This is a genomic window from Brevundimonas sp. G8, from assembly GCF_902506205.1.
Taxonomy (GTDB): Bacteria; Pseudomonadota; Alphaproteobacteria; order Caulobacterales; family Caulobacteraceae; genus Brevundimonas.
Window position 1 is genome coordinate 843,975 of sequence record NZ_LR732816.1, and the last position, 20,467, is coordinate 864,441.

Annotated in this window: 20 protein-coding genes and 1 tRNA gene; 10 read left to right on the forward strand and 11 right to left on the reverse strand. The window is 67.0% G+C overall.

Features of this window, described 5'->3' with window-relative positions; genetic code table 11:
- The 3 genes from CHRYSEO8AT_RS04155 to CHRYSEO8AT_RS04165 all read left to right on the forward strand — a co-directional run.
- Positions 1–578 (forward strand): uroporphyrinogen-III synthase (locus CHRYSEO8AT_RS04155; protein ID WP_159846647.1); only part of this gene is annotated, 578 nt, incomplete at its 5' end.
- Between the two features lie 41 nt (positions 579–619).
- Positions 620–695: transfer RNA gene (locus CHRYSEO8AT_RS04160), tRNA-Thr, on the forward strand.
- A gap of 172 nt (positions 696–867) precedes the next feature.
- On the forward strand, positions 868–1,221 hold the full coding sequence (locus tag CHRYSEO8AT_RS04165) for a helix-turn-helix domain-containing protein (RefSeq protein WP_159846652.1): 354 nt from the start codon (positions 868–870) through the stop codon (positions 1,219–1,221).
- A 32-nt stretch (positions 1,222–1,253) separates the two neighbouring features.
- Here the strand turns inward: CHRYSEO8AT_RS04165 and CHRYSEO8AT_RS04170 are convergent, their stop codons facing one another.
- Genes CHRYSEO8AT_RS04170 through CHRYSEO8AT_RS04185 form a run of 4 tightly spaced genes read right to left on the reverse strand, consistent with a single transcriptional unit; the run spans position 1,254 to position 2,911 of the window.
- Positions 1,254–1,613 (reverse strand): hypothetical protein, encoded by a 360-nt coding sequence (locus tag CHRYSEO8AT_RS04170; RefSeq protein ID WP_159846655.1) that lies wholly within the window; start codon positions 1,611–1,613, stop codon positions 1,254–1,256.
- A complete protein-coding gene (locus tag CHRYSEO8AT_RS04175; RefSeq protein ID WP_159846658.1) occupies positions 1,610–2,083 on the reverse strand; it encodes a hypothetical protein in 474 nt (157 codons plus the stop codon). The genes CHRYSEO8AT_RS04170 and CHRYSEO8AT_RS04175 overlap by 4 nt, the downstream gene beginning before the upstream one ends.
- Before the next feature lie 11 nt (positions 2,084–2,094).
- Positions 2,095–2,427 carry a hypothetical protein gene (locus tag CHRYSEO8AT_RS04180; protein WP_159846661.1) on the reverse strand — a complete coding sequence of 111 codons (333 nt, stop codon included), beginning with the start codon at positions 2,425–2,427 and terminating at the stop codon, positions 2,095–2,097.
- 37 nt (positions 2,428–2,464) lie between these two features.
- Entirely contained in the window at positions 2,465–2,911 is a 447-nt protein-coding gene (locus tag CHRYSEO8AT_RS04185) for a helix-turn-helix transcriptional regulator (protein WP_159846664.1), read from the reverse strand.
- A 158-nt stretch (positions 2,912–3,069) separates the two neighbouring features.
- Here CHRYSEO8AT_RS04185 and metK point away from each other — a divergent pair, with 158 nt between their 5' ends.
- Positions 3,070–4,275, forward strand: coding sequence for a methionine adenosyltransferase (metK, locus tag CHRYSEO8AT_RS04190; RefSeq protein ID WP_159846667.1), 1,206 nt, complete (start codon positions 3,070–3,072; stop codon positions 4,273–4,275).
- Positions 4,276–4,281: 6 nt separating this feature from the next.
- On the opposite strand, the gene CHRYSEO8AT_RS04195 is transcribed toward metK, so the two are convergent.
- The 4 genes from CHRYSEO8AT_RS04195 to CHRYSEO8AT_RS04210 form a co-directional block, all read right to left on the reverse strand.
- Complete coding sequence (locus tag CHRYSEO8AT_RS04195) at positions 4,282–5,550, reverse strand: pentapeptide repeat-containing protein (RefSeq protein WP_159846670.1); 1,269 nt, start codon at positions 5,548–5,550, stop codon at positions 4,282–4,284.
- Between the two features lie 53 nt (positions 5,551–5,603).
- The gene (locus tag CHRYSEO8AT_RS04200) at positions 5,604–6,233 is read right to left on the reverse strand and encodes a bifunctional diaminohydroxyphosphoribosylaminopyrimidine deaminase/5-amino-6-(5-phosphoribosylamino)uracil reductase RibD (RefSeq protein WP_159846673.1); all 630 of its coding nucleotides are present in this window, start codon (positions 6,231–6,233) and stop codon (positions 5,604–5,606) included.
- Entirely contained in the window at positions 6,230–6,943 is a 714-nt protein-coding gene (locus tag CHRYSEO8AT_RS04205) for a 2,3-diphosphoglycerate-dependent phosphoglycerate mutase (protein WP_159846676.1), read from the reverse strand. The genes CHRYSEO8AT_RS04200 and CHRYSEO8AT_RS04205 overlap by 4 nt, the downstream gene beginning before the upstream one ends.
- Positions 6,944–7,184: 241 nt before the next feature.
- Positions 7,185–9,683 (reverse strand): TonB-dependent siderophore receptor, encoded by a 2,499-nt coding sequence (locus CHRYSEO8AT_RS04210; protein ID WP_159846679.1) that lies wholly within the window; start codon positions 9,681–9,683, stop codon positions 7,185–7,187.
- Between the two features lie 350 nt (positions 9,684–10,033).
- On the opposite strand from CHRYSEO8AT_RS04210, the gene rpsT reads away from it, so the two are divergent.
- The 6 genes from rpsT to gyrB all read left to right on the forward strand — a co-directional run bounded on the left by rpsT (position 10,034) and on the right by gyrB (position 17,604).
- Positions 10,034–10,303, forward strand: a complete 270-nt coding sequence (rpsT, locus tag CHRYSEO8AT_RS04215; protein WP_135194610.1) for a 30S ribosomal protein S20 — start codon at positions 10,034–10,036, stop codon at positions 10,301–10,303.
- A 491-nt stretch (positions 10,304–10,794) separates the two neighbouring features.
- Positions 10,795–12,246, forward strand: coding sequence for a chromosomal replication initiator protein DnaA (gene dnaA, locus CHRYSEO8AT_RS04220; RefSeq protein WP_236547419.1), 1,452 nt, complete (start codon positions 10,795–10,797; stop codon positions 12,244–12,246).
- A gap of 108 nt (positions 12,247–12,354) precedes the next feature.
- Entirely contained in the window at positions 12,355–13,473 is a 1,119-nt protein-coding gene (gene dnaN / locus CHRYSEO8AT_RS04225; protein WP_159846685.1) for a DNA polymerase III subunit beta, read from the forward strand.
- Positions 13,474–13,541: 68 nt separating this feature from the next.
- A complete protein-coding gene (locus tag CHRYSEO8AT_RS04230; RefSeq protein WP_159846688.1) occupies positions 13,542–13,829 on the forward strand; it encodes a GIY-YIG nuclease family protein in 288 nt (95 codons plus the stop codon).
- 49 nt (positions 13,830–13,878) lie between these two features.
- Positions 13,879–15,033: a DNA replication/repair protein RecF gene (recF, locus tag CHRYSEO8AT_RS04235; RefSeq protein WP_159851611.1), complete on the forward strand. Its 1,155-nt coding sequence runs from the start codon at positions 13,879–13,881 to the stop codon at positions 15,031–15,033.
- A gap of 144 nt (positions 15,034–15,177) precedes the next feature.
- Positions 15,178–17,604, forward strand: a complete 2,427-nt coding sequence (gyrB, locus tag CHRYSEO8AT_RS04240) for a DNA topoisomerase (ATP-hydrolyzing) subunit B (protein WP_159846691.1) — start codon at positions 15,178–15,180, stop codon at positions 17,602–17,604.
- An 18-nt stretch (positions 17,605–17,622) separates the two neighbouring features.
- On the opposite strand, the gene CHRYSEO8AT_RS04245 is transcribed toward gyrB, so the two are convergent.
- The 3 genes from CHRYSEO8AT_RS04245 to mnmC all read right to left on the reverse strand — a co-directional run bounded on the left by CHRYSEO8AT_RS04245 (position 17,623) and on the right by mnmC (position 20,393).
- Positions 17,623–18,063: a hypothetical protein gene (locus CHRYSEO8AT_RS04245; RefSeq protein WP_159846694.1), complete on the reverse strand. Its 441-nt coding sequence runs from the start codon at positions 18,061–18,063 to the stop codon at positions 17,623–17,625.
- An 87-nt stretch (positions 18,064–18,150) separates the two neighbouring features.
- The gene (locus tag CHRYSEO8AT_RS04250) at positions 18,151–18,534 is read right to left on the reverse strand and encodes a DUF6491 family protein (protein ID WP_159846697.1); all 384 of its coding nucleotides are present in this window, start codon (positions 18,532–18,534) and stop codon (positions 18,151–18,153) included.
- A gap of 26 nt (positions 18,535–18,560) precedes the next feature.
- A complete protein-coding gene (gene mnmC, locus CHRYSEO8AT_RS04255) occupies positions 18,561–20,393 on the reverse strand; it encodes an FAD-dependent 5-carboxymethylaminomethyl-2-thiouridine(34) oxidoreductase MnmC (protein WP_159846700.1) in 1,833 nt (610 codons plus the stop codon).
- Between the last annotated feature and the right edge of the window lie 74 nt (positions 20,394–20,467).

The window sequence follows — 20,467 nt, forward strand, 5'->3', positions numbered from 1 at the left end:
CCCCCGTCCCCGACCTGGCCCCGTTCACCGCCCTGGCCTTCACCAGCATCAACGGCGTCACGGCCTTCGCCGCCCTGACCCGCGAGCGCAACCGCCCGGTCTTCGCCGTGGGCGATGCGACCGCCCAAGCCGCCCGCGACGCCGGCTTCGCCCACGTCCGCTCCGCCTCCGGCGACCTCCACGCCCTCGCCCGCCTGATCGCCTCTGAGCTGAACGACGCCTCCGTGCTGGTTCCGCAAGCCGAAACCCCCGCCGGCGACTTCGACGCCGCCCTGATCGCAGCCCGCGCCCGCAACATCTCGATCCAGCCCCAGATCGTCTATCGCGCCCAGCGCACGTCCGTCGCCATGCCCACGACATTCGACGCGATCCTGATCCACTCCCCCCGCGCGGCGAAGATCCTGGCCGAACAGGACATCGCCCGGCTGTCGCACGCCGTCACGGCCTGCATCTCCCCCGCCGCCGCCGCCCCGCTGATCGCCCTGGGTCTGACGCCGGCTGTGGCCCAAACGCCCGACGAAGCCTCATTGCTCACGATCTTGAAAGCGGCGCTTGGCAAGCGTGATCGGGCCGTATAAAGACCCCGTCTCGCGCGGACCACTTCATCCGTCGCAACCGGGCCGCTTTAGCTCAGCCGGTAGAGCACATCATTCGTAATGATGGGGTCAGGTGTTCGAGTCACCTAAGCGGCACCACTTCTCCGAGCGCGGTTCGCGCCGGAAGCGACGGCGAGAGCGCCGTCATGTATCCTAATGGTTGAATTCCTACTCATCAGCACACGTAGCACTCCTTAGCGAAGCAGCTTTGGCTTGACGGCGTTGATGTTTTGGGGCCTTGGCACGCCATTAGTCCTGTCCGTAGGCCCAAATGAACGACGCAGTAGATCCCGTAGACATCGCCATCGGCGGACGCATCCGCGCACGTCGCGAAGAGCTTCGCATCACCCAGGCGCAGTTGGCCGCCGGCGCCGGCGTCACCTTCCAACAGATTCAGAAGTACGAGCGGGGCGTCAATCGTGTTTCCGCCGCCCGTCTTCTGCAGATCGCCTCGGTCCTGAAATCGACCGGCGCCGCCCTGCTGGGCGAGCTGGAAACGGCCGAAGGCGACGAGCTTGCGCTGGCCGCCCCTGGCGTCGCCGAACTGCTGGCCGCCTTCCGCGGGATCAAGGACGCCGCGCAACGCGACGCCCTTCTGACCGTGGCCAAGGGCCTGCGCGGCTGAGCCGTCGGACCTGACGCTCAGGTCCGACCACATCAGACCTGGGCTTGGCGCAGCAGTCGTTCGACTGACTGTCCTCCGGTTGCTCCGGTCGGGGCGTCCGCCAGCCACTGCTGCACCGCCGCAATGGCGCGAAGGTCCAGCCCGTCCGAACGGCCTGCGTCCGCTATATTCTGACGCACCACCTCAAGCAGGCAGGCGGCTTCGACAGCGTTTGACGGCGCATGGTTGAGCAGGCTGGTTTCGGCCTCCACCATCGGCCCGAGGTCCAGCTCGGCCAGTATGTTTTCGGAACTGCCCTCCAGACCGGCCGCGCCGATCTTGTCGGCCAGCGAAGCGGTGTCGAACCAGGAGCGGAACAGCGGCAAGAAGGCTTTGATCGGTTGAGTGTTCATGTTTGATATCCTTTTGAGGTCGAACGACGCGCGACTTCGCGCGCAGCGATGAATTTGGGTTGGGCGTAGGGCGCAGAGCGAGCTTCCCAGACGCCGAAGATGGCCAGCACCATGATTTCGACCCAGACCGTCATCCTGGCGGTCACGATGGACCAGGTGAGCGCGTCCGGACCGATCATGGACGAGATGTGGGTGATGAAGGCCAGGAGCTGAGCGCCGGCGGCGAAGAGCAGCCACCAACGATCGTAGCGAAGACTGAGGCGCACGAGCAGGATCAGCAGACCCAGCGAGATGACCGCCACCGCCCACCGAAACTGACCGATGATCAGATGGTCCACCCAGCCCGACAGCAGTTGAGCGAGAAACAGCCCGACGGCGGCTTCGCGCTCTGGCCGTCTACCCTTCCAGATCAGCAGGCACAGGGCGACAATCGTCAGCCCGGTACCAAATATCCAGAGCGGCGAAGGCATTCGGCCGTCGATCAGGCGGCCAACTTGACGACGTCAAGCTGGGCGGATGGTCTGGTATCGGTCTTGGATTCACCCATTCCCTCCATCCGCCAGCCGATCCCGTGATTGTCGGCCACTGTCGCCAGTTCGGCGTGACCGGCGACGACGCTGGCGCGAACAGTGGTCAACTGCCCCAGGCCGGCGACGATGTTTTCCAGCGCGGATTGACCGACCTCTGCCGCCAGACGCGTTTCGACACGCCCTTCGAGAGAGGTTTGGATCAGCCGGCAGACTTCGATCATGGCCTGATCGATCGCATGTTCCGCCGTCCGCACCTGTCGTGCGACCCGGATCCCCACCTGCATGTTTCTCATCATTGATCCTCGTGACTGGTGCCTCGCGTCAGCGGGCCCATTCGGGAGCGATCCGATCAAATAGTGTGGGAACCACCATACCTGCCGTCACGATCCCGATGGCGAGCAGCAAGGCGACGACGGCGCTGGCGACAATAACCCCCAGTCTCACGCCAAGCCCTCGAGGGGGAGGCGGCAGAACCCAGGACGTCGAAGCAAGCGAACCATCGTCGACCGACTGTCCAGCCGACGCCGGATCAACAGGCCCGCTTTCCATCGTTTCTGAAATGAGTATCGGCGCCTCTGAGTAGACGCTACTCAGCCGCCGCGCCGCCAGCTTGCGGTCGGATACGCCCAGTTTGGTGTAGGCGCGATGCAGATGATTGCCGACAGTGCGCGGCGAGATGCCGAGACGCGCGGCGATCTCCTTATCCTCCAGGCCTTGACCGGCGAGGTGGACGCATTCGCTTTCTCTCGTCGTCAGGCTGTCAGGCATCCGATCCCCCGGCACCCTGTTTACCCTAAATTTCAGCGGTGTCAGCCGATCCGCTTAGCCTGCAAAACACTTTCCGCGTCATCCCGCGACGTCAGATCACTTGAACATATAAGCATATCTTTATATGTCTGGCGGCCTGACACAGACAGGAGCCTCTCTTGGCCGCTCGTTCCTCCTTCCTCTTCACCTCGGAAAGCGTTTCCGAGGGCCACCCCGACAAGGTCGCCGACCGCATCTCCGACACGGTCGTGGACGCCTTCCTGGCCAAGGATCCCGAGGCGCGCGTGGCGTGCGAGACCCTGGTCACGACCCAGCGCATCGTTCTGGCCGGCGAAGTCCGCGCCACCCAGCCGGGCAATACCAAGGAAGAGAACGAGGCCTTCACCCAAGCCATCATCGACAGCCTGGAGCCGCTGGTCCGCGCCGCGGTCAAGGACATCGGCTATGAGCAGGACGGCTTCCACTGGGAGACGGCGAACTACGCCTGCTACCTGCACGCCCAGTCGGCCGACATCGCCGTCGGCGTCGACTCGACCAACGAGAAGGACGAGGGTGCGGGCGACCAGGGCATCATGTTCGGCTATGCGTCGAACGAGACGCCGGAACTGATGCCGGCGACCCTTCAGTACAGCCACAACATCCTGAAACGCCTCGCCGAGGTTCGCCATGCCGGCGGCTCGCAGCTGGAGCCCGACGCCAAGAGCCAGGTGACGATCGAATACCAGGACGGCAAGCCGGTTCGCGCCACCTCGATCGTCCTGTCGACCCAGCACGCCAAGGGTCTCAGCTCCGAACAGGTCGCCGAGATCGTCAAACCCTATATTCTCGAAGTGCTGCCTGAGGGTTTCACCGACGAAGAGACCGTCTGGCACATCAACCCGACGGGCATCTTCGAGATCGGCGGGCCTGACGGCGACGCCGGCCTGACCGGCCGCAAGATCATCGTCGACACCTACGGCGGCGCGGCGCCTCACGGCGGCGGCGCCTTCTCGGGCAAGGATCCGACCAAGGTGGACCGTTCGGCGGCCTACGCCTGCCGCTACCTGGCCAAGAACGTGGTCGCCGCCGACCTGGCTGACCGCTGCACCATCCAGATTTCGTACGCCATCGGCGTGGCCAAGCCGCAGTCGATCCACGTCGATCTGCACGGCACGGGCAAGATTTCGGAAGCGGTGCTGGAAGACAAGATTCTGGACCTGATCGGCGGCGCCACGCCGCGTGCGATCCGTGAGCATCTGAAGCTGAACAAGCCGATCTACGCCCGCTCGGCCGCCTATGGCCACTTCGGACGCGAGCCGGATGCGGAGGGCGGTTTCAGCTGGGAAAAGACCGACCTGGTCGATCAACTCAAGGCGCTGGCCTAAAGCCGGTTACGCGGCCTGGTCCACGACCAGGCCGCGCACGCCGGTCAGATTGGCATCGGTCAGATCGGCCTGACGGGTCTGGGCGCCGTGCATCGTCGCCCGGCCCAAGTCGGCGCCGACCAGGACAGCGCGCTTAAGATCGGCGCCGGACAAGTCCGCACCCCGCAGCACAGCCCCCGTCAGATCGGCCGGCATCAAGCGATCGGCGGTGATCAGCAACGGCCCCAACTGCGCCTCGCGCATGTCCGCGCCGTTCAGTCTCGCGCCCTTAAGACGCGCTCCGCGCAGGTCGGCGCGACGCAGTTTGGCGGACCTCAGATCGGCGTTTTCGAGCTGGGCGCCCTGTAGCTGCACCCCCTCCATGTCCAGGCCATAGAAGACGGCGCCCTTGGCCGACAGCGCGGTCAGGTTCAGCCCCGTGATCGACTTCAGCGGACGCAGATCGACACCGTCGAAGACCGAAGGCTGGCCCTCCGCCCCGCCGGTCTCGCACCAGCGCGCGTGTTCGCGCAGCATCTCTGCGGCGGGCATCCGGTCCACGGATTCGCACGCGGACTTGTTGTCCGTCAGGGCGCCTTGCATATCCGCGCCGTCCGCGCGCCACATGGTCATCTTGCAGCCCACCAGGATGGCGTCGCGCAGATCCGCGCCCGACAGGTCCGCGCCCGACAGATCGGCCCCGGCGAGATCCGTGCCGCGGAAGTTGGCCTGTTTCAGATTGGCCCGGACCAGCTTGCAGTCCTTCATCACCGCGCCGGAAAAGTCGGCCTTCATGGCGATGACGCCCGACATCTTGGAGCGTTGCAGATTGGCGCCGGACAGGTTGGCGCCGACGGCCTCGGTCTCTTCGCGGTGACGCGGTTCGATGACCCTGAAGCCCAGCCGGGCGTCGGCGGCGGCGATGGTGCCTTCGCGCAGATCAGCCTCGAACATGTCGGCGCCCGACAGATCTGCACCGCGCAGGCAGGCGCCGCGCAGGTCCGCGCGACGCAGGCTGGCCTCGGCCAGGATCGCGTCCTGCATGTCCGCGCCGAAGAAGTTGGCGTTGTCGAGTTTGGCCCCCGTCAGGTCGCAGCCCTCCAGGCAGGCGGCTGCGAAATCGGCGTCGGCGAGATTGCGGCCCTTCAGGCTGAGGCCCGACAGGTCCATCCAGGCGAACACCGCGCGGGCGCCGCCGGGACGGGCCTGGAACAGCCGGTCATGCCGGGCGCAGACCAGATCCAGCTCCGCCTGCGTCAGGCGCTTTCTCACGATGGGTTCAGCCGCAAGTGCCATTTCGACACATTGCACCCGTCTGACTTAAGAAACCCTTGAACGACAAGCCGTTGTCAGGCGCTGAGGAGACCCTGCTCTTCCAAGGCCTCTGCAAGCTCGCCGGGGCCGGTCCAAAGGCGCGTATAGCCCGCCTCGCCCAGCCGCTTCAGTTCGGTGACCAGATCGGCCTTGGGCGAGGCGACGAAGCGGCCGTCGAAGCCCACGCCGTCCTCGCTGATTCTCACCATGGGCCGTCCGGTTTCCAGCCGATGCAGGAAGCCTTCGCACAGGGCGGCCCCTTCCTCGCACATCAGGCCGGTCTCGACGGTCAGGCCCTGTGCGCGCAGCCGTTCTGTGCCGCGTCCAGCCGCAAAGGGCGACGGGTCCAGACAGGCGATGACGACCCGCGCCACCCCTGCCTCGGTCAGGAAGTGCGCGCACGACTTGCGGCCCGAAGAGCGCGCGCCACACGGCTCCAGCGTGACATAGACGGTCGAACCGACGACCTCGGCGCCGGCGGCAGGCACGGCCTGTTCTTCGGCATGGGGGCGGCCGCCCGGCGCAGTGGCGGCCTGGGCGATCACTCGGCCGTCCTTGACGATGACGCAGCCGACCGCCGGATTGGGCCAGGTCTCGCCCATTCGGCCGGTCGCCAGGGCGATAGCCTGGGCCATGAAGGCCTGGTCGGCGTCGCTCCAGCTCATGATGCGGTCGGCAGCGTCTCGGCGCGGGCGGCGTCGAGATAGCGGGCGGCGGTGGGCTTCAGCTCCGCGTCCAGATCGATCTCCAGCGGATTGCCCGTGGGGATTTCGACGCCGACGATCTGGTCGTCCGGCACGCCGAACAGCAGTTTGACGATGGCGCGCAGCGAGTTGCCGTGGGCGGCGATCAGCACGTCCTCGCCGGCCTTCAGGCGCGGCGCGATCTCGGCGTCCCAATAGGGCTTCACCCGATCCAGCGTGGTCTTCAGGCTTTCGGTGTCGGGGATCGCCTTGCCGGCATAGCGGGGGTCAGCCTCGAAATCGAACTCGCCGCCGGACGCCAGCGGCGGCGGCGGCACGTCATAGCTGCGGCGCCAGACCTTGACCTGGTCTTCGCCGTGCTTCTGCGCCGTCTCGGCCTTGTTGAGGCCTGTCAGGCCGCCGTAGTGGCGCTCGTTCAGGCGCCAGTCCTCGATCACCGGCACATCGGTCAGGCCCGCCGATTGCAAGGCCAGGGCGCCGGTGCGCTTGGCGCGCGTCAGGACCGAGGTGAACATCACCGCCGGCTTGAACCCGGCCGCGGCGATCAGCTCACCGCAATGACGCGCCTGGGCCTCGCCCTCCGCCGTCAGATCGACGTCGACCCAGCCGGTGAAGCGGTTTTCGAGGTTCCACTGGCTCTGGCCATGGCGGAGCAGGATCAGGCGCGGCATTCGGTCGGTCCTTCGGGAAACGGCCTTTCGGGGTAGGACGCCCTCCCAAGTCGGTCAAGGCTCGCCGGGACCAGGCCGCCAGCTCTGCTTGTCTCACCGGACACACAGAGGTAACAATCGACCGATGTCTGACCGTCTGTTCTTCCCCCTGGCGCTTGCCGCCGCCGTCGTGATGATCGCGCTGGCGACCGTCTGGCCGTAGGGCGGGCCGCAGCCCGCCCCAATCCTTCGCCCTTGTCGCCTAGAACAGTATCTTGCGCAGGTTGATGCGGAACACCCGGCCCTGCGGGTCCAGATAGTCCCGCTGATAGTTGACCGGCGTGGCGCCGTCGCTGCTGGTCACGGACACCCGGTCGTCGAAGATGTTCTGAACCCCGAAGCCGATCCGCGTCCCCTTCAGGATCGGGAAACGTTCGACCCACGACGTGCGCTGGGTCAGGTCGGCGAAGGCGAACAGATTGACCGTCGTCCGTCCCGAGAAGTCCAGATCAGGCGAGCCCAGGGCGTCGCCGTTGACCGTGGTGCCCGCACGCCAGTTGGCGTTGACGAAGGCGCCCAGCCCATTCTTGAACAGGCCGGTCTGAAGCTGGACCTCGTGGCGCGACTGGCCGCCCGAGCCCGAGATCGAGTCGCCGTCCAGCAGATCCAGCGGCTCCAGACCCTCGCGGATCACCACCTCGTCCTGGACGCGCCAGGTGTGGGTCAGCGACAGGTTGAACATCCCCTGGCCGGGCTGCATCCCCTGTCCGCGTCCGCCGCGCATCCGTCCGCCGCCGCCAGGGCCTCCGGGTCCGCCCGGACCGCCGCCAGTCATCATGCCGCCGCCAGGACGACCGCCGCCCGGCCGCTGTCCCGCCGCAGCGGGGTTCGGCTTGCCGAAGGGCCGCGAAAAGTTGAAGCCCCACTGCACGTCCTGCTGCTCGCGCTTGAAGAAGTTCAGCGGGCGGGCGTCGATGGACAGCAGATTGCCGTCGGCGTCGCGCACGAACCGATCCGGCAGCGCCGCCTCGAGCGCAGGGGTGATGGTCGGGAAGCTGGAAATCTCGTCATCCGCCTCAGTGCGGGTATAGGCCAGATTCAACCGGAAATCCTGGGCCGACAGCGGCTGCCAGTTCATGCCCAGCTTCAGGATGCGCCGATCCTCGGCCTTCAGATTGGGATCGCCGCCAGTAATCTGGGTGATCTCGACAGTCTGGTTGTTGCGGAAGTCGAACACCGGCGTGTTGGGCGTCGACACCGTCGGGTCGTTCAACTGCTGAACGGTGGGGGCCTTGCCCTCGTCGGAATAGTTGGCTGACAGCGACAGCCGCTCGACCGGCGACCAGTTCAAACCGGCCCCGACCGACGACACGCCGCCGAAGTCGGACAGTTCCTGATAGGCCAGGTTCAGATTGGCCGACAGGTCGCCGATCCTGGGCAGAATGCCGCGTTCGACATTGGTGATCGGCAGGTCGAAATTGGCCTGGACGCTGCCCGAGTTGCGCGACTGAGACCGGTCCACGGCCACGCCCGAACGCAAGCTCTCGGAGTCCAGCGACTGATAGCCGGCGCCGACCTTGAAGGTCGAGGTGATGTCGCCCGCCGGCAGCTCGTACGGGCGGCCGTTCAGCACCAGTTCGGCCGTCGCGGTCTGGGCCACCGAGTTCGCGGTGTCGCGAGCGCGCTCCGTCACCCGTCCTTCCAGATCGCCGAATGGATTGACGCTCAGGTCACCCGCCGTCACCGCGGCCTGAAGGGCGTCGGAATTCACCCCCTTGCCCGTCGAGGTGTCGGTCTCGACGCGGGTGTAGCCCCCCGTCGCCGTCCAGCGCCAGTCGCCAACATAGCCGTCAAACACCGTGCCCAGTTCGGCGGTGCGCGTATCGGTCTCGCGCGTCAGGGCGCCCGGCAGGTTCAGATAGCGGAACAGGACAGCGTCTGCGCCCGACGGCGAAAACGGACTGGTCCCAGGCACGTTCAGGCTCACGCCCGGCAGGCCCAGGTAGCTGAAGCTGCTGGAGTCCTCCAGACTGCCGCTCAGCGTCATTCCGACCTTGTCGTTCAGGTCGTGCTTGTAGGTGCCGGCTACCGACGCCTGCGCCGTTTTGGGCAGAAGGGTGCGATAGGCGTTCGCCAGTTCGCTGTCGCCACCCGCAGTCTCGCTGCGGTCGATATTGCGCTCGGTCTCGAACAAAGTGTTGGCGGTCGTGCCGTTGATGTCCAGCGACCAACGGTCGGCGCCGGCGATGCGCAGGACGTTGTTCTCGCTGGCGGTGGTCGTGCGGCCGCCCTGCTCCGGCCGGCTGACGTTGACCGAGGCGGTCAGGGACTTGAAGTCCGCCTTCAGCACGATGTTCACCACCCGCTGATTGGCGCTGTAGCCATAGGACAGCGCCGTCTCTTCCGGCAGGACGTCGAAACGGTCGATCGCCTCGGGCGGGATGCCACGGATCTCGCGGAAGCCCGAGATGCGGCGCCCATTGACCAGGAAGACCGGCGATCCGCCGCGCGCGCTGCGGGTCTGGGCTTCCAGCAGCGTGACCAGTTCGCCGATGTTGGTCGCGCCGAACGCCTGGATCTGGGCGGAGTCGTACGAGACGATCGGCTCCTGCCCACCCAGGGCCACGCCGCGACGCGCGGCTGTGACCTCGACATCAGGCAGCACCACCGTGGGCTCTTCCTGCTGCACCTGGGGCTGGGCAGGCTCGACGGCGGCGGCGGAAGGGGCCAGCGCAAGAAGGAGAAGCGCGGTCTGGGTCATGGAACAACGATCCGGGAGAAGATTTCAGACCCCTGTGGGACGGCACAAACATGGCTGGAAAACGACGCAATTCATGAAGTTTCAGAAAGCGTTGCACCCTTTCAACACCGGCGAAAAAGCCGCGACGGAATGGGCGATCTGGCGCGTTGAAGCTGATCGCGGTGTGTCCGAAAAGCCGGCTGTAAGACATCGGCGATGATGACATCGGGGTTCGCCGTTGGCCAACCTGGGAGTCGATCAAAGAAGACTCCGCGTTGACCACCCCCGGGCTTTCGGCTATAGGCCCGCCCTCTTGAGATTTCCGCGCCGTGGACGTGTGCTCCACGGCGTTTTCCGTTCGAAGGTTTGACATGGCCAACAACCCCGGCGCCCGCAAGGCGATCCGCAAGATCGAAGCGCGTACCGAAGTGAACAAGGCGCGCCGTTCGCGCGTCCGCACCTATCTGCGCAAGTTCCAGGAAGCTCTGGCCGGTGGCGATGCCGCCGTCGCCAAGACCGCTTTCGTGGAAGCTCAATCCGAGCTGATGCGCGCAGTCTCCAAGGGCGTCGTTCACAAGAACACCGGCTCGCGCAAGGTGTCGCGTCTGGCCGCCCAGCTGAAGAAGCTGTCGGCCGCCTGAGCCAGAATTAATCCAACAGCAGACGGAACAGCTGTCGCTGTTTCGTTGTGGGATTATGAAGCAATATCAACGCCGAAGGAGCGCATGCTCCTTCGGCGTTTTGCGTTGTGTCGCTAAGGTGCAATTTTGAAATCCGCACTCGTCGAGCGCTGATCCTTTGAAAATTCCAAGCAGGATCAGGGTTTGACGGAGTCAAACAATTTAACTGCGAATCGACCAACGAATCAGCGTTGACCCACCCGGCTCGCAGCGTAAGTTTTGGCCTCTAACGCACTTCCATCCCAGCACGGATGAAGACGGCGCGGGACTTAGTTTCGCGTTGGCGGGAGATGTCTGTCCAGAGGTTCGACCCCGTCCGAAAAGCATCGCTTTTCGGCGCAGGAGAAGTCGTCCCTGAACCATCGCCCTGAAGCTGCGGAAGGTCGGATTTGGTTTTGGATTGGGCGGGCAAGATGGTTGGGGGCGCAACGGCGATGGCGGGCGGAACGAATATGTCGGGAATGACGGACCCGGACCGCATCTGGAGCGAGGCCTCCGTGCGCCTGCGCGCCGAGATCGGCGACGGCCCCTTCTCGTCCTATATCGCCCCGTCGGCGGTCCGGCTGGACAACGCCGGCCATCTGATCCTGGTCACCCCCACCGCCTATGCCCGTGACTGGGTGCGCAAGAACGCCCTGCGCCGCATGAACGAGCTGTGGTTGGGCCTGGACGGCCTGTCGCGTCGCCTCGAGGTCCGTTGCCGCGCCGAGGTGGGCTCGGCCCCGCCAGCCTCGGCCGTGCTGGCCGGCAATGTGGTGGACGCCGCCCCGCGTCTCGCCGCCTTCGCCTCGACGCCCCATATGGCTCCCGCCGCCCCGATCAGCGCCACCCCCATAAGCGCGGACGGCGCCCGCGCCGTGCGCGCCGCCGGCCTGCAGGACCGTCTGACCTTCGACAGCTTCGTGGAGGGTCAGGGCAACGCCTTCGCCCTGGCCATCGCCAAACAAGTCGCCAGCTGGGCCGACGGTCACTTCAACCCCGTTTTCTTCTGCGGCCCCTACGGCTACGGCAAGACCCACCTGCTGAACGCCATCGCCTGGGAGGCGCAGCGCCTGCGGCCCGAGGCCAAGGTCGTCTATCTGACCGCCGAACGCTTCCTGTCCACCTTCGTCAAGGCGATGCAGGACCGCTCGACCGCCGCCTTCAAGGAAAGCCTGCGCTCGGCCGACATGCTGCTGCTGGACGACGTCCAGTTCGTGGGCGGCAAGACGTCGACCCAGGAAGAACTGCTCTCGACCCTTACGGCCCTGATCGAGGACGGCAAACGCATCGTCTTTTCGGCCGACCGCGCCCCGATGGCCCTGACCGAGGTCGAGCCGCGCCTGCGCAGCCACCTCGCCGCCGGTCTGACCTGCCCAGTCGAGGCGGGCGACCGCGAGCTGAAGATCGCCGTGGCCCAGAACCGTCTCAAGGCCTTGTCGGCCCTGGGCGTGGTCCAGGGCGAAGCTAACCCCGAGGTCCTGGCCCAGCTGGTGGACCGCACCCCCGGCTCGATGCGTGAGCTTGAAGGCGCCGTGAACACCTTGGCCGCCGCCGCCGGTTCGCGCCTGTCGGCCGTCTCGGTGGACGAGGCCTCGATCCTGCTGGGCGCCGCCCTGCGCGGCGGACCCGAGCGCCGCATCACCGTGGACGAGATCCAGAAGACGGTCGCCGACCACTTCAACATGAAACAGGCCGACCTGCTGAGCGAGCGCCGCACCCGTGCGGTGGCCCGCCCGCGCCAGATCGCCATGTATCTGTGCAAGCAGCATACGACCCGCTCCTATCCCGACATCGGCCGTCGTTTCGGCGGGCGCGACCACACCACGGTCCTGCACGGCGTGCGCAAGATCGAGGAGTTGATGCCGCAGGACGACCAGATCGCCCGCGACGTCGAGGCCCTGACGCGCAAGCTTCGCGGCTGAAGCTGTGGAGCAGCGGGACTGACCCGTTGCTCCCGCCGCGCAATCCGCTAGTGTCCAAGGTCACTTAACCGCGGCCATCTGCGAATCGGCCGCGCCGGGCGAGACGACATGCAGCTGACCATCGAACGATCCGCGCTCCTCAAGGCCCTGGGCCACGTGCAGAGCGTCGTCGAACGTCGAAACACCATTCCGATCCTGTCCAACGTCCTGCTGTCCGCAGGGCGCGACCGGCTGGCCTTCGCGGCCACCGATCTGGACATGGAGATGGTCGACGAGGCCGAGGCCCAGGTTCAGGTCGAGGGCCAGATCACGGCCCCCGCCCACACCCTGTATGAAATCGTCCGCAAGCTGCCGGAAGGCGCCGAGGTCTCGCTGCTCTATTCGGGCGACGATCCGCGCCTGGTCGTTTCGGCCGGTCGGTCGCGCTTCAACCTGCCGGTCCTGCCGGCGGGCGACTTCCCCGTCATGTCCACCGACAGCGCCGGCGCCTCCTACGTCATGCCCAAGGAAGACCTGGCCCGCCTGATCGACAAGACCCGGTTCGCGGTCTCGACCGAGGAAACCCGCTACTATCTGAACGGCCTTTACCTGCACACGGTGTCGGAGGCTGGCGTGCCCCTTCTGCGCGCCGTCGCCACCGACGGTCACCGCCTGGCGCTGGCCGAGACCCCGGCGCCCGAGGGCGCGGCCGGCGGCCCCGGCGTCATCGTGCCGCGCAAGACCGTGGATCAGGTCCGTCGTCTTCTGGACGACGCCGGCGGCCCGGTCGAGGTCACCGTCTCGGCCCAGAAGATCCGCTTCCAGATGGGCGAGGCGTCCCTGACGTCCAAGGTCATCGACGGCGCCTTCCCCGACTATCTGCGCGTCATTCCCAAGGGCAACGACAAACAGGCCGACATCGACAACGCCCTGTTCGCCAAGGCCGTCGACCGCGTCGCCACCATCTCGGCGGAAAAGAGCCGTTCGGTGAAACTCGCCTTCGACAACGACCGGGTGAAGCTGACCGTGCGCAACATGGAGGCCGGCCAGGCCGAGGAAGAGGTCGAGATCGGCTATTCGGACGAGCCGTTCGAGATCGGCTTCAACGCCCGCTACCTGCTGGACGTCGCCGGCCAGATCACCGGCGAAAACGCCGCCTTCCGCTTCGCCGACCCGGCTTCTCCGACCCTGGTCCTCGATCCGGCCGATCCGGGCGTTCAGTATGTGCTGATGCCGCTAAGGGTCTAATCAAGGTATTTCCGCTCATCCCGGCGAAAGCCGGGACCCAGTGCTTTCGTTCGTACCGGAGGCTGGCGTTGGCGTTCTTCACCTACATCGTCGCCAGTCGTCGCAACGGCACGCTCTATACCGGCTCGACAGAAGACCTGATCAAGCGGGTGGCCGAACATCGCGACAAGCTGCGCCCAGGTTTTACGAGCCGATATGGCGTGGTGCTGTTGGTCTGGTACGAAACCCACGAAACGCGCGATGCGGCCATCGTTCGCGAACGCCAGATCAAGGAATGGAAACGGGCCTGGAAGCTGGAGCTGATCGAGCGCAAGAACCCAGCATGGGCGGATCTGTTTCCAACATTGCTCGGTTAGATCGTGCCGAGCAAAAGGACTGGTTCCCGGCTTTCGCCGGGATGAGCGGATAGATTTGAGCCTCACCTCTCTCACCCTCACCGACTTCCGCTCCTATGCGGGCGCGCGGCTGGAGATGACCTCCGGGCCTGTGGTGCTGCATGGGCCGAACGGGGCGGGCAAGACCAATTTGCTGGAGGCGATCAGCCTGCTGACCCCAGGCAAGGGGCTGCGCAGCGCCGCCGCCGCCGAGATGGGCCGGCGCGAGCCCGGCGAGGCGACCGGCCGCGCCTGGGCCGTCATGGTCGAACTGGACGACGAGACCCGTCTGGGCACCGGCGTCCAGACGGCGGGCGCGGCGCGGCGCATCGTGCGGATCGACGGCGAGACGGCGCAGCCGGGGCGGTTGCTCGACTATCTGCGCCCCGTCTGGGCCACGCCCGAGCAGGACCGGCTGTTCTCGGATGCGCGGGCCGACCGGCTGAAATTCTTCGACAGGCTGGTCTTCGCCGCCGATCCCGATCACGCCGCCAGCGTCTCCATCTATGAAAAGGCCCTGCGCGAACGGCTGCGGTTGCTGAATGACGCGCAGGACGGACGCGAGGCCGATCCCGTCTGGCTGGACGCGCTGGAGCTTCGCCTGGGCGAGGCCGGCGCCCGCGCCGCCATCGCCCGCGTCGCCGCCCTCCACGCGCTCCAGGCCGCCATCGACTCCCGCAGCGACCGCCCCTTCCCCCAGGCAGACCTGGGCCTGGACGGCCCCGCCGAACAGATGGCCGAGGCCGGTGCCGAGGAAGACGAGATCGCCGCCGCGATCCGCGAGGGCCTGGCCAAGGCTCGCGCCCGCGACGGCGCCGCCGGACGCTCTCTGTTCGGCCCTCACCGTACCGACCTGACGGCGCTGCACCGCGAGAAGCAGCGCCCCGCCGCCGAGGGGTCTTCGGGCGAGCAGAAGGCTCTGGTCCTGAACCTGATCCTGGCCCAGATCACCCGCCTGTCGGATCATGCCGGGACGGTGGCTGTAGCCGGCGCCGCCCGCCCCGTCCTGCTGCTGGACGAGGCCCCCGCCCACCTTGACGAGCGCCGCCGCGCCGCCTTGTTCGACGAGATCGTGGCCCTCGATCTCCAAGCCTTCATGACTGGCACCGAACGCGACCTGTTCGCGGGCCTGGAAGGCCGCGCCCAGTTCGTCCGCGTCGCCGAAGGGACGCTGGAAACCGACTAGGGTTTCGACGCGGAATTCCTCGCTTTTTCGTCGCAAATTCCTATATGTTGCGGGCTTCGGCGCGGTGCGATCCCGTGGTCGATTCGAGCGCTATGTTCGGCGCTCCATCCCCGTCCCGGTCGGGACTTCAGAGCCAATGACTTCATGACCGATCCGATTGCCGACATGCCCGAATACGGCGCCGATTCCATCAAGGTTCTCAAAGGCCTGGACGCCGTGCGCAAACGTCCCGGCATGTATATCGGCGACACCGACGACGGCTCGGGCCTGCACCACATGGTCTATGAGGTGGTCGATAACGCCATCGACGAGGCCCTGGCCGGCCACGCGGACCTGGTTCAGGTCATCCTGAACGCCGACGGCTCGGTCACCGTGACCGACAACGGCCGCGGCATTCCCACCGGAATCCACGAGGGCGAAGGCGTCTCGGCGGCCGAGGTCATCATGACCCAACTGCACGCGGGCGGTAAGTTCGACCAGAACTCCTACAAGGTCTCGGGCGGTCTGCACGGCGTGGGCGTGTCCGTCGTCAACGCCCTGTCCGACTGGCTGGAACTGAAGATCTATCGCGACGGCAAGGCGCACCAGATGCGGTTCGAGCGCGGCGACACGGTCAAGTCGCTGGAGATCACCGGCGTCGCCCCCATCCGCGAGGACACCGGCAAGCCGCTGAGCGGCACCGAGGTCACCTTCTTCCCGTCGCTGACGACCTTCAGCCACATCGACTTCGACCTGAAGACACTGGAACACCGGCTGCGCGAACTGGCCTTCCTGAACTCGGGCGTGGTCATCAAGCTGGCCGACCAGCGTCACGCCGAGCCGGTCGAGATGATCCTGCACTACGAGGGCGGGGTCGAAGCCTTCGTGCGCCACCTCGACAAGTCCAAGACGCCGATCCTGAAGGACGTCATCGTCATTCGCGGCAAGAAGGAAGGGATCGAGCTGGATCTCGCCCTGTGGTGGAACGACAGCTATCACGAGACCATGCTGTGCTTCACCAACAACATCCCCCAGCGGGATGGAGGCACCCACCTGTCGGCCTTCCGCGCCAGTCTGACGCGCGTCATGGGCGGCTATATCGAGAGCTCGGGCGCCGGCAAGAAGGAGAAGGTCTCCGTCACCGGCGAGGACGCCCGCGAGGGCCTGACCTGCGTCCTGTCGGTCAAGGTGCCGGATCCCAAGTTCAGCAGCCAGACCAAGGACAAGCTGGTCTCGTCCGAGGTGCGCCCCGCCGTCGAGGCCCTGTGCTCAGAAGGCCTGGCCCAATGGTTCGAGGAACACCCGGTCGAAGCCAAGCAGGTCGTCGCCAAGATCATCGAGGCCGCATCCGCCCGTGAAGCCGCCCGCAAGGCCCGCGACCTGACCCGCCGCAAGTCGGCGCTGGAAATCAGCAGCCTTCCGGGCAAGCTGGCCGACTGCCAGGAGCGCGATCCCGCCAAGTCCGAACTGTTCATCGTCGAGGGCGACAGCGCCGGCGGCTCGGCCAAACAGGCGCGCAACCGCGAGAACCAGGCCGTCCTGCCCCTGCGCGGCAAGATCCTGAACGTCGAGCGCGCGCGCTTCGACCGGATGCTGTCGTCGGAACTGATCGGGACGCTGATCCTGGCGCTGGGCACCGGCATCGGCCGCGACGACTTCAACGCCGACAAGCTGCGCTATCACAAGATCATCCTGATGGCGGATGCCGACGTCGACGGCGCCCACATCCGCACCCTGCTGCTGACCTTCTTCTATCGCCAGATGCCCGAGCTGATCACGCGCGGCCACGTCTATATCGCCCAGCCGCCGCTCTACAAGGTCGCCAAGGGCAAGCAGTCGCGCTACCTCAAGGACCAGTCCGAGATGGACTCCTACCTGATCGAGGAAGGCTCGTCCGAGGCCGAGCTGGACATGTCCACCGGCGAGCGTCGCCTGGGCCTGGACCTGCAATCCCTGGTGCGCGAGGCCAAGGCCTTCAGCGCCAGCGTCGATCGCCTCAGCCAGCGCGCCCCCGCCTTCGCCATCGAACAGGCGGCCCTGGCCGGCCTGTTCGCCGAAACCTCGGACATGGCGACCGCATCGGCGGCCGCCGCCGTCCGCCTGAACCTCTATGCCGAAGAGGGCGACGGCGACTGGACCGGCGCGCCGGGCGAACAGGGCGCCGTGGTCTTCACCCGCACCCGTCGCGCGGTGCAGGAGACCATCGTGCTGGAAGAGACCCTGATCCGTTCGCTGGACGCCCGTCGTCTGGCCGAACGCGCCCAGGCGTTCGACGGCGTCTTCGTCGCCCCCGCCACCTATCGCCGCAAGGACAAGTCCACGACCATTCGCGGGCCGCTGGACCTGCTGAACGCGGTGCTTGACGCGGGCAAGAAGGGCCTGTCGATCCAGCGCTACAAGGGTCTGGGCGAGATGAACCCCGAGCAGCTGTGGGAGACGACGCTGGACGTCAACGCCCGCACCCTGCTTCAGGTCTCGGTCGAGCACGAGGAAGACGCCAACGACCTGTTCGCCAAGCTGATGGGCGACGTGGTCGAGCCCCGCCGCGAGTTCATTCAGGAAAACGCGCTGGACGCCGCCGTCGACGTCTGACGGCGAGAGGGACGCGGCCTACTGGCCGCGTCCGCCTGCGATGAAGGCCGCAATGGTCGGGAAGGCCGCGGTCTGAGGCCGCATCTCCTCGCAGGCGAAGGACTTGATGCCGCCGTAGATGCCGCCGCTGGGCGTCGCCTCCCACGGCGTGTCCTCGGAATAGCGGTCGGTTTCGACGCCATCCGCCCCATAGGTCACCGTCGCGCCCGAGCGCGATTGACCGTCCGAACACCGCACCATGACCTCTTCGGTCTCATGGCTCAGGTTGGCGGCGTCGCCGTGCGCCGGCACCCGCGCCATCCGCGTCGTCGCCACGCCATCCACAGGCGTCAGGCCGTCCAGATCGACGAGATAGACGATGGCGTCGCTGCGCGAAAACGCGGCCCAGCTTTCCGCCGCCACGGGCGACGCCAGGACCGCTGTCGCCATGACCGCTGCAAGACCGATTGTTCTGATCATTATCTTCCCTCCCCAGGCAAGACGATCATTTCATACCCGTGTGCGGAAGAATTCAATCTCCCTGACGGTCGTGCAGCGGTTTTCCGATCAGGGGCGATCCCGCGACGGCAGGGCCGCAATCTCCTCGGCCGTCAGCTTCCTGGCGATGCGGACGCGGCACGGCTGAGGCCCGGTCGCCGGGCTGCGCAGGGTCGCCTGATCGCCGACGCACAGGTTGGATCCAGAGAGCGGCTCCAGCGCAACCGACAGGGCGCGAGTCATATCGCGACAGAAGGTGCTCTCGATCTGGAACACGTCGGCGCCCGACGTGCGGACATACAGTGTCTGGTCGTTCGGCGCGGTGAAGTTGCGCACCAGGTTGGGCCGGAAACATTGGTTCGCGTCGATGCGGCTGGCCGTCGTGACGCCGGGCGATGGCGCACAGGCCGACAGCGCCAGGACGGCGGCCGAAGACAGAATGAGATGATGCATGTTCAGCTCCCGAAGCAGCCCCCGGCTCATCCTGCGCTCGCCGGCGACGGGGGCGCAAGGGGATTGCCGACGACGGCCGCCCGGTGCGGCGAAACGCGCGCCGCCAGATCGCGCGGGAGGGGCGACGGTCGGTTCAGCATCAGGGCGGCGACATGCTCCGCCAACACCGGCGCGACGCAGAAGCCCCGCGAACCCAACCCGCCCAGCAGATAGAGACCGTCGTCCAAAGCCCCCGCCAGGGGCAGGCGGTCGGGCGTGGTGGCGCGGATCGCGGCGCGGCTCTGCGCCTGTCCCGCCGCCTCGATCTTCTCGGCCAGGTCCGGCAGACGCGCCCGCAAGGTCGCCAGGTTTCTCTCGCTGTCTTCGTCACGCGGCGTCGTGTCGGCGTCGCCCCGGTCATGGGTCGCGCCATAGAGGACGCCCTGGCCGGTCGGGACGGCATAACCGCCCCAGGCCATGGAGTGGACGCCCACGTCGCCATCGACCCAGTCCGCCTGACCCCGCACCGGCGACAGGCGCGGGGCCGGGTCATGCCCCTCCAGCAGGGCGGCCGATCCCCAGCCGGCGGCCATCACCACCGCATCGACCTCGGCCAGCACCGCGTCCGTTTCGTCGACCAGACGCCAGCGGCCGTCGGTCCGCTCCAGTCTCGTCACCCGCTCCGAGCGCATGTCCGCATCGCCCAGCCAGTCCGACAGCACGGCGGCGGGACGCACCGCACAGGCGCCCTGCATCGACAGGCCGCCCTGCCCCGTCGCCTCGCCTGCCAGGGTCGCGGCGGCGTCTTCGTCCAGCACGACCATCGCGCCCTCGGCCCAGATCGACTGGCGCGCGATCTTGTCGAACCGGGCCGCATCGCGTGGCGCCTGGGGCAGTTGCAGCACCCCATGACCCGTCACGGCGTCCGGCGTCGCGGCATACAGATGACCCGCCCGTTCCAGCGCCTGGGCGTGAAGGGCGGCGATGCCGGCGTCGCCTGCATCCAGACGCGGCGTGACCAGGGCCGCCGGAAAACCCGACCCACCCGCGCCCGGCCGTTCGGCCTCGAACACCACGGTCCTGACGCCCTGATCCCTCAGGGCGCGCACGACCGACGCCCCCGCCACGCCTGCGCCGATCACGGCGATGCTGGGAATCGGCGCAGGCGCAAAAGCAGAGGGTAGCTGCGCCTCCAGCCGCTCGCGCTTCCTGCCATGACCGGGACGTTTCTCGACCACGAACCCCTGCTCGGCCAATCCCCGGCGCACCGCCCCGGCGACGGTGAAGGTGGCCAGGCGCGCGCCCGGCGCAGACCGTGCGGCGATCAGGGCCATCACCTCCGGCGACCACATGCCGGGGTTCAGCGCCGGAGAGAAGCCGTCCAGGAACCAGGCGTCGGCCGCCCCCGACCACTGCTCCAATGCCCAGGTCGCATCCCCGACCGCCAGGTCCAGCACGGCGTCGAAGCCCGGCAGGTCCACCCGGTGAAACCCCGGCGTGGCGGACGGCCAGTTTTCGATCAGCGCCTGCGTCGCCTCAGCCAGCTCAGGCCACGCGCCCAGGGCCCGCGCCGCCTCGGCCGCCGTCAGCGGAAACCCCTCGATGGAGAAGATATGCAGCCGCCCGCCCTCAGGCCGCGTTCGGCGCCACAGGTCCAGCAGGGCGGCGATGTTCAGCCCCGTGCCGAACCCCAGCTCCGCCACGGTGAAACAGTCCCGCCCGGCCCAGGCGTCCGGCAGGCCGCATCCGTCCAGGAACACCGCCCGCGTCTCCGCCAGCCCGTCGTCGCGCGAGAAATAGACATCCCCGAACCGGCCCGAGCGCGGCTCGCCCTCTTCGGTCCAGGTCAGTTGCGGCGAGGCGTCGTCATCGGAAATCATGGCCCGGCTCTAGCACCTTCGTCGCACAGACGAAAAAGGCCGCCTCGTTCGAGGCGGCCTGATCGATGGCTTGC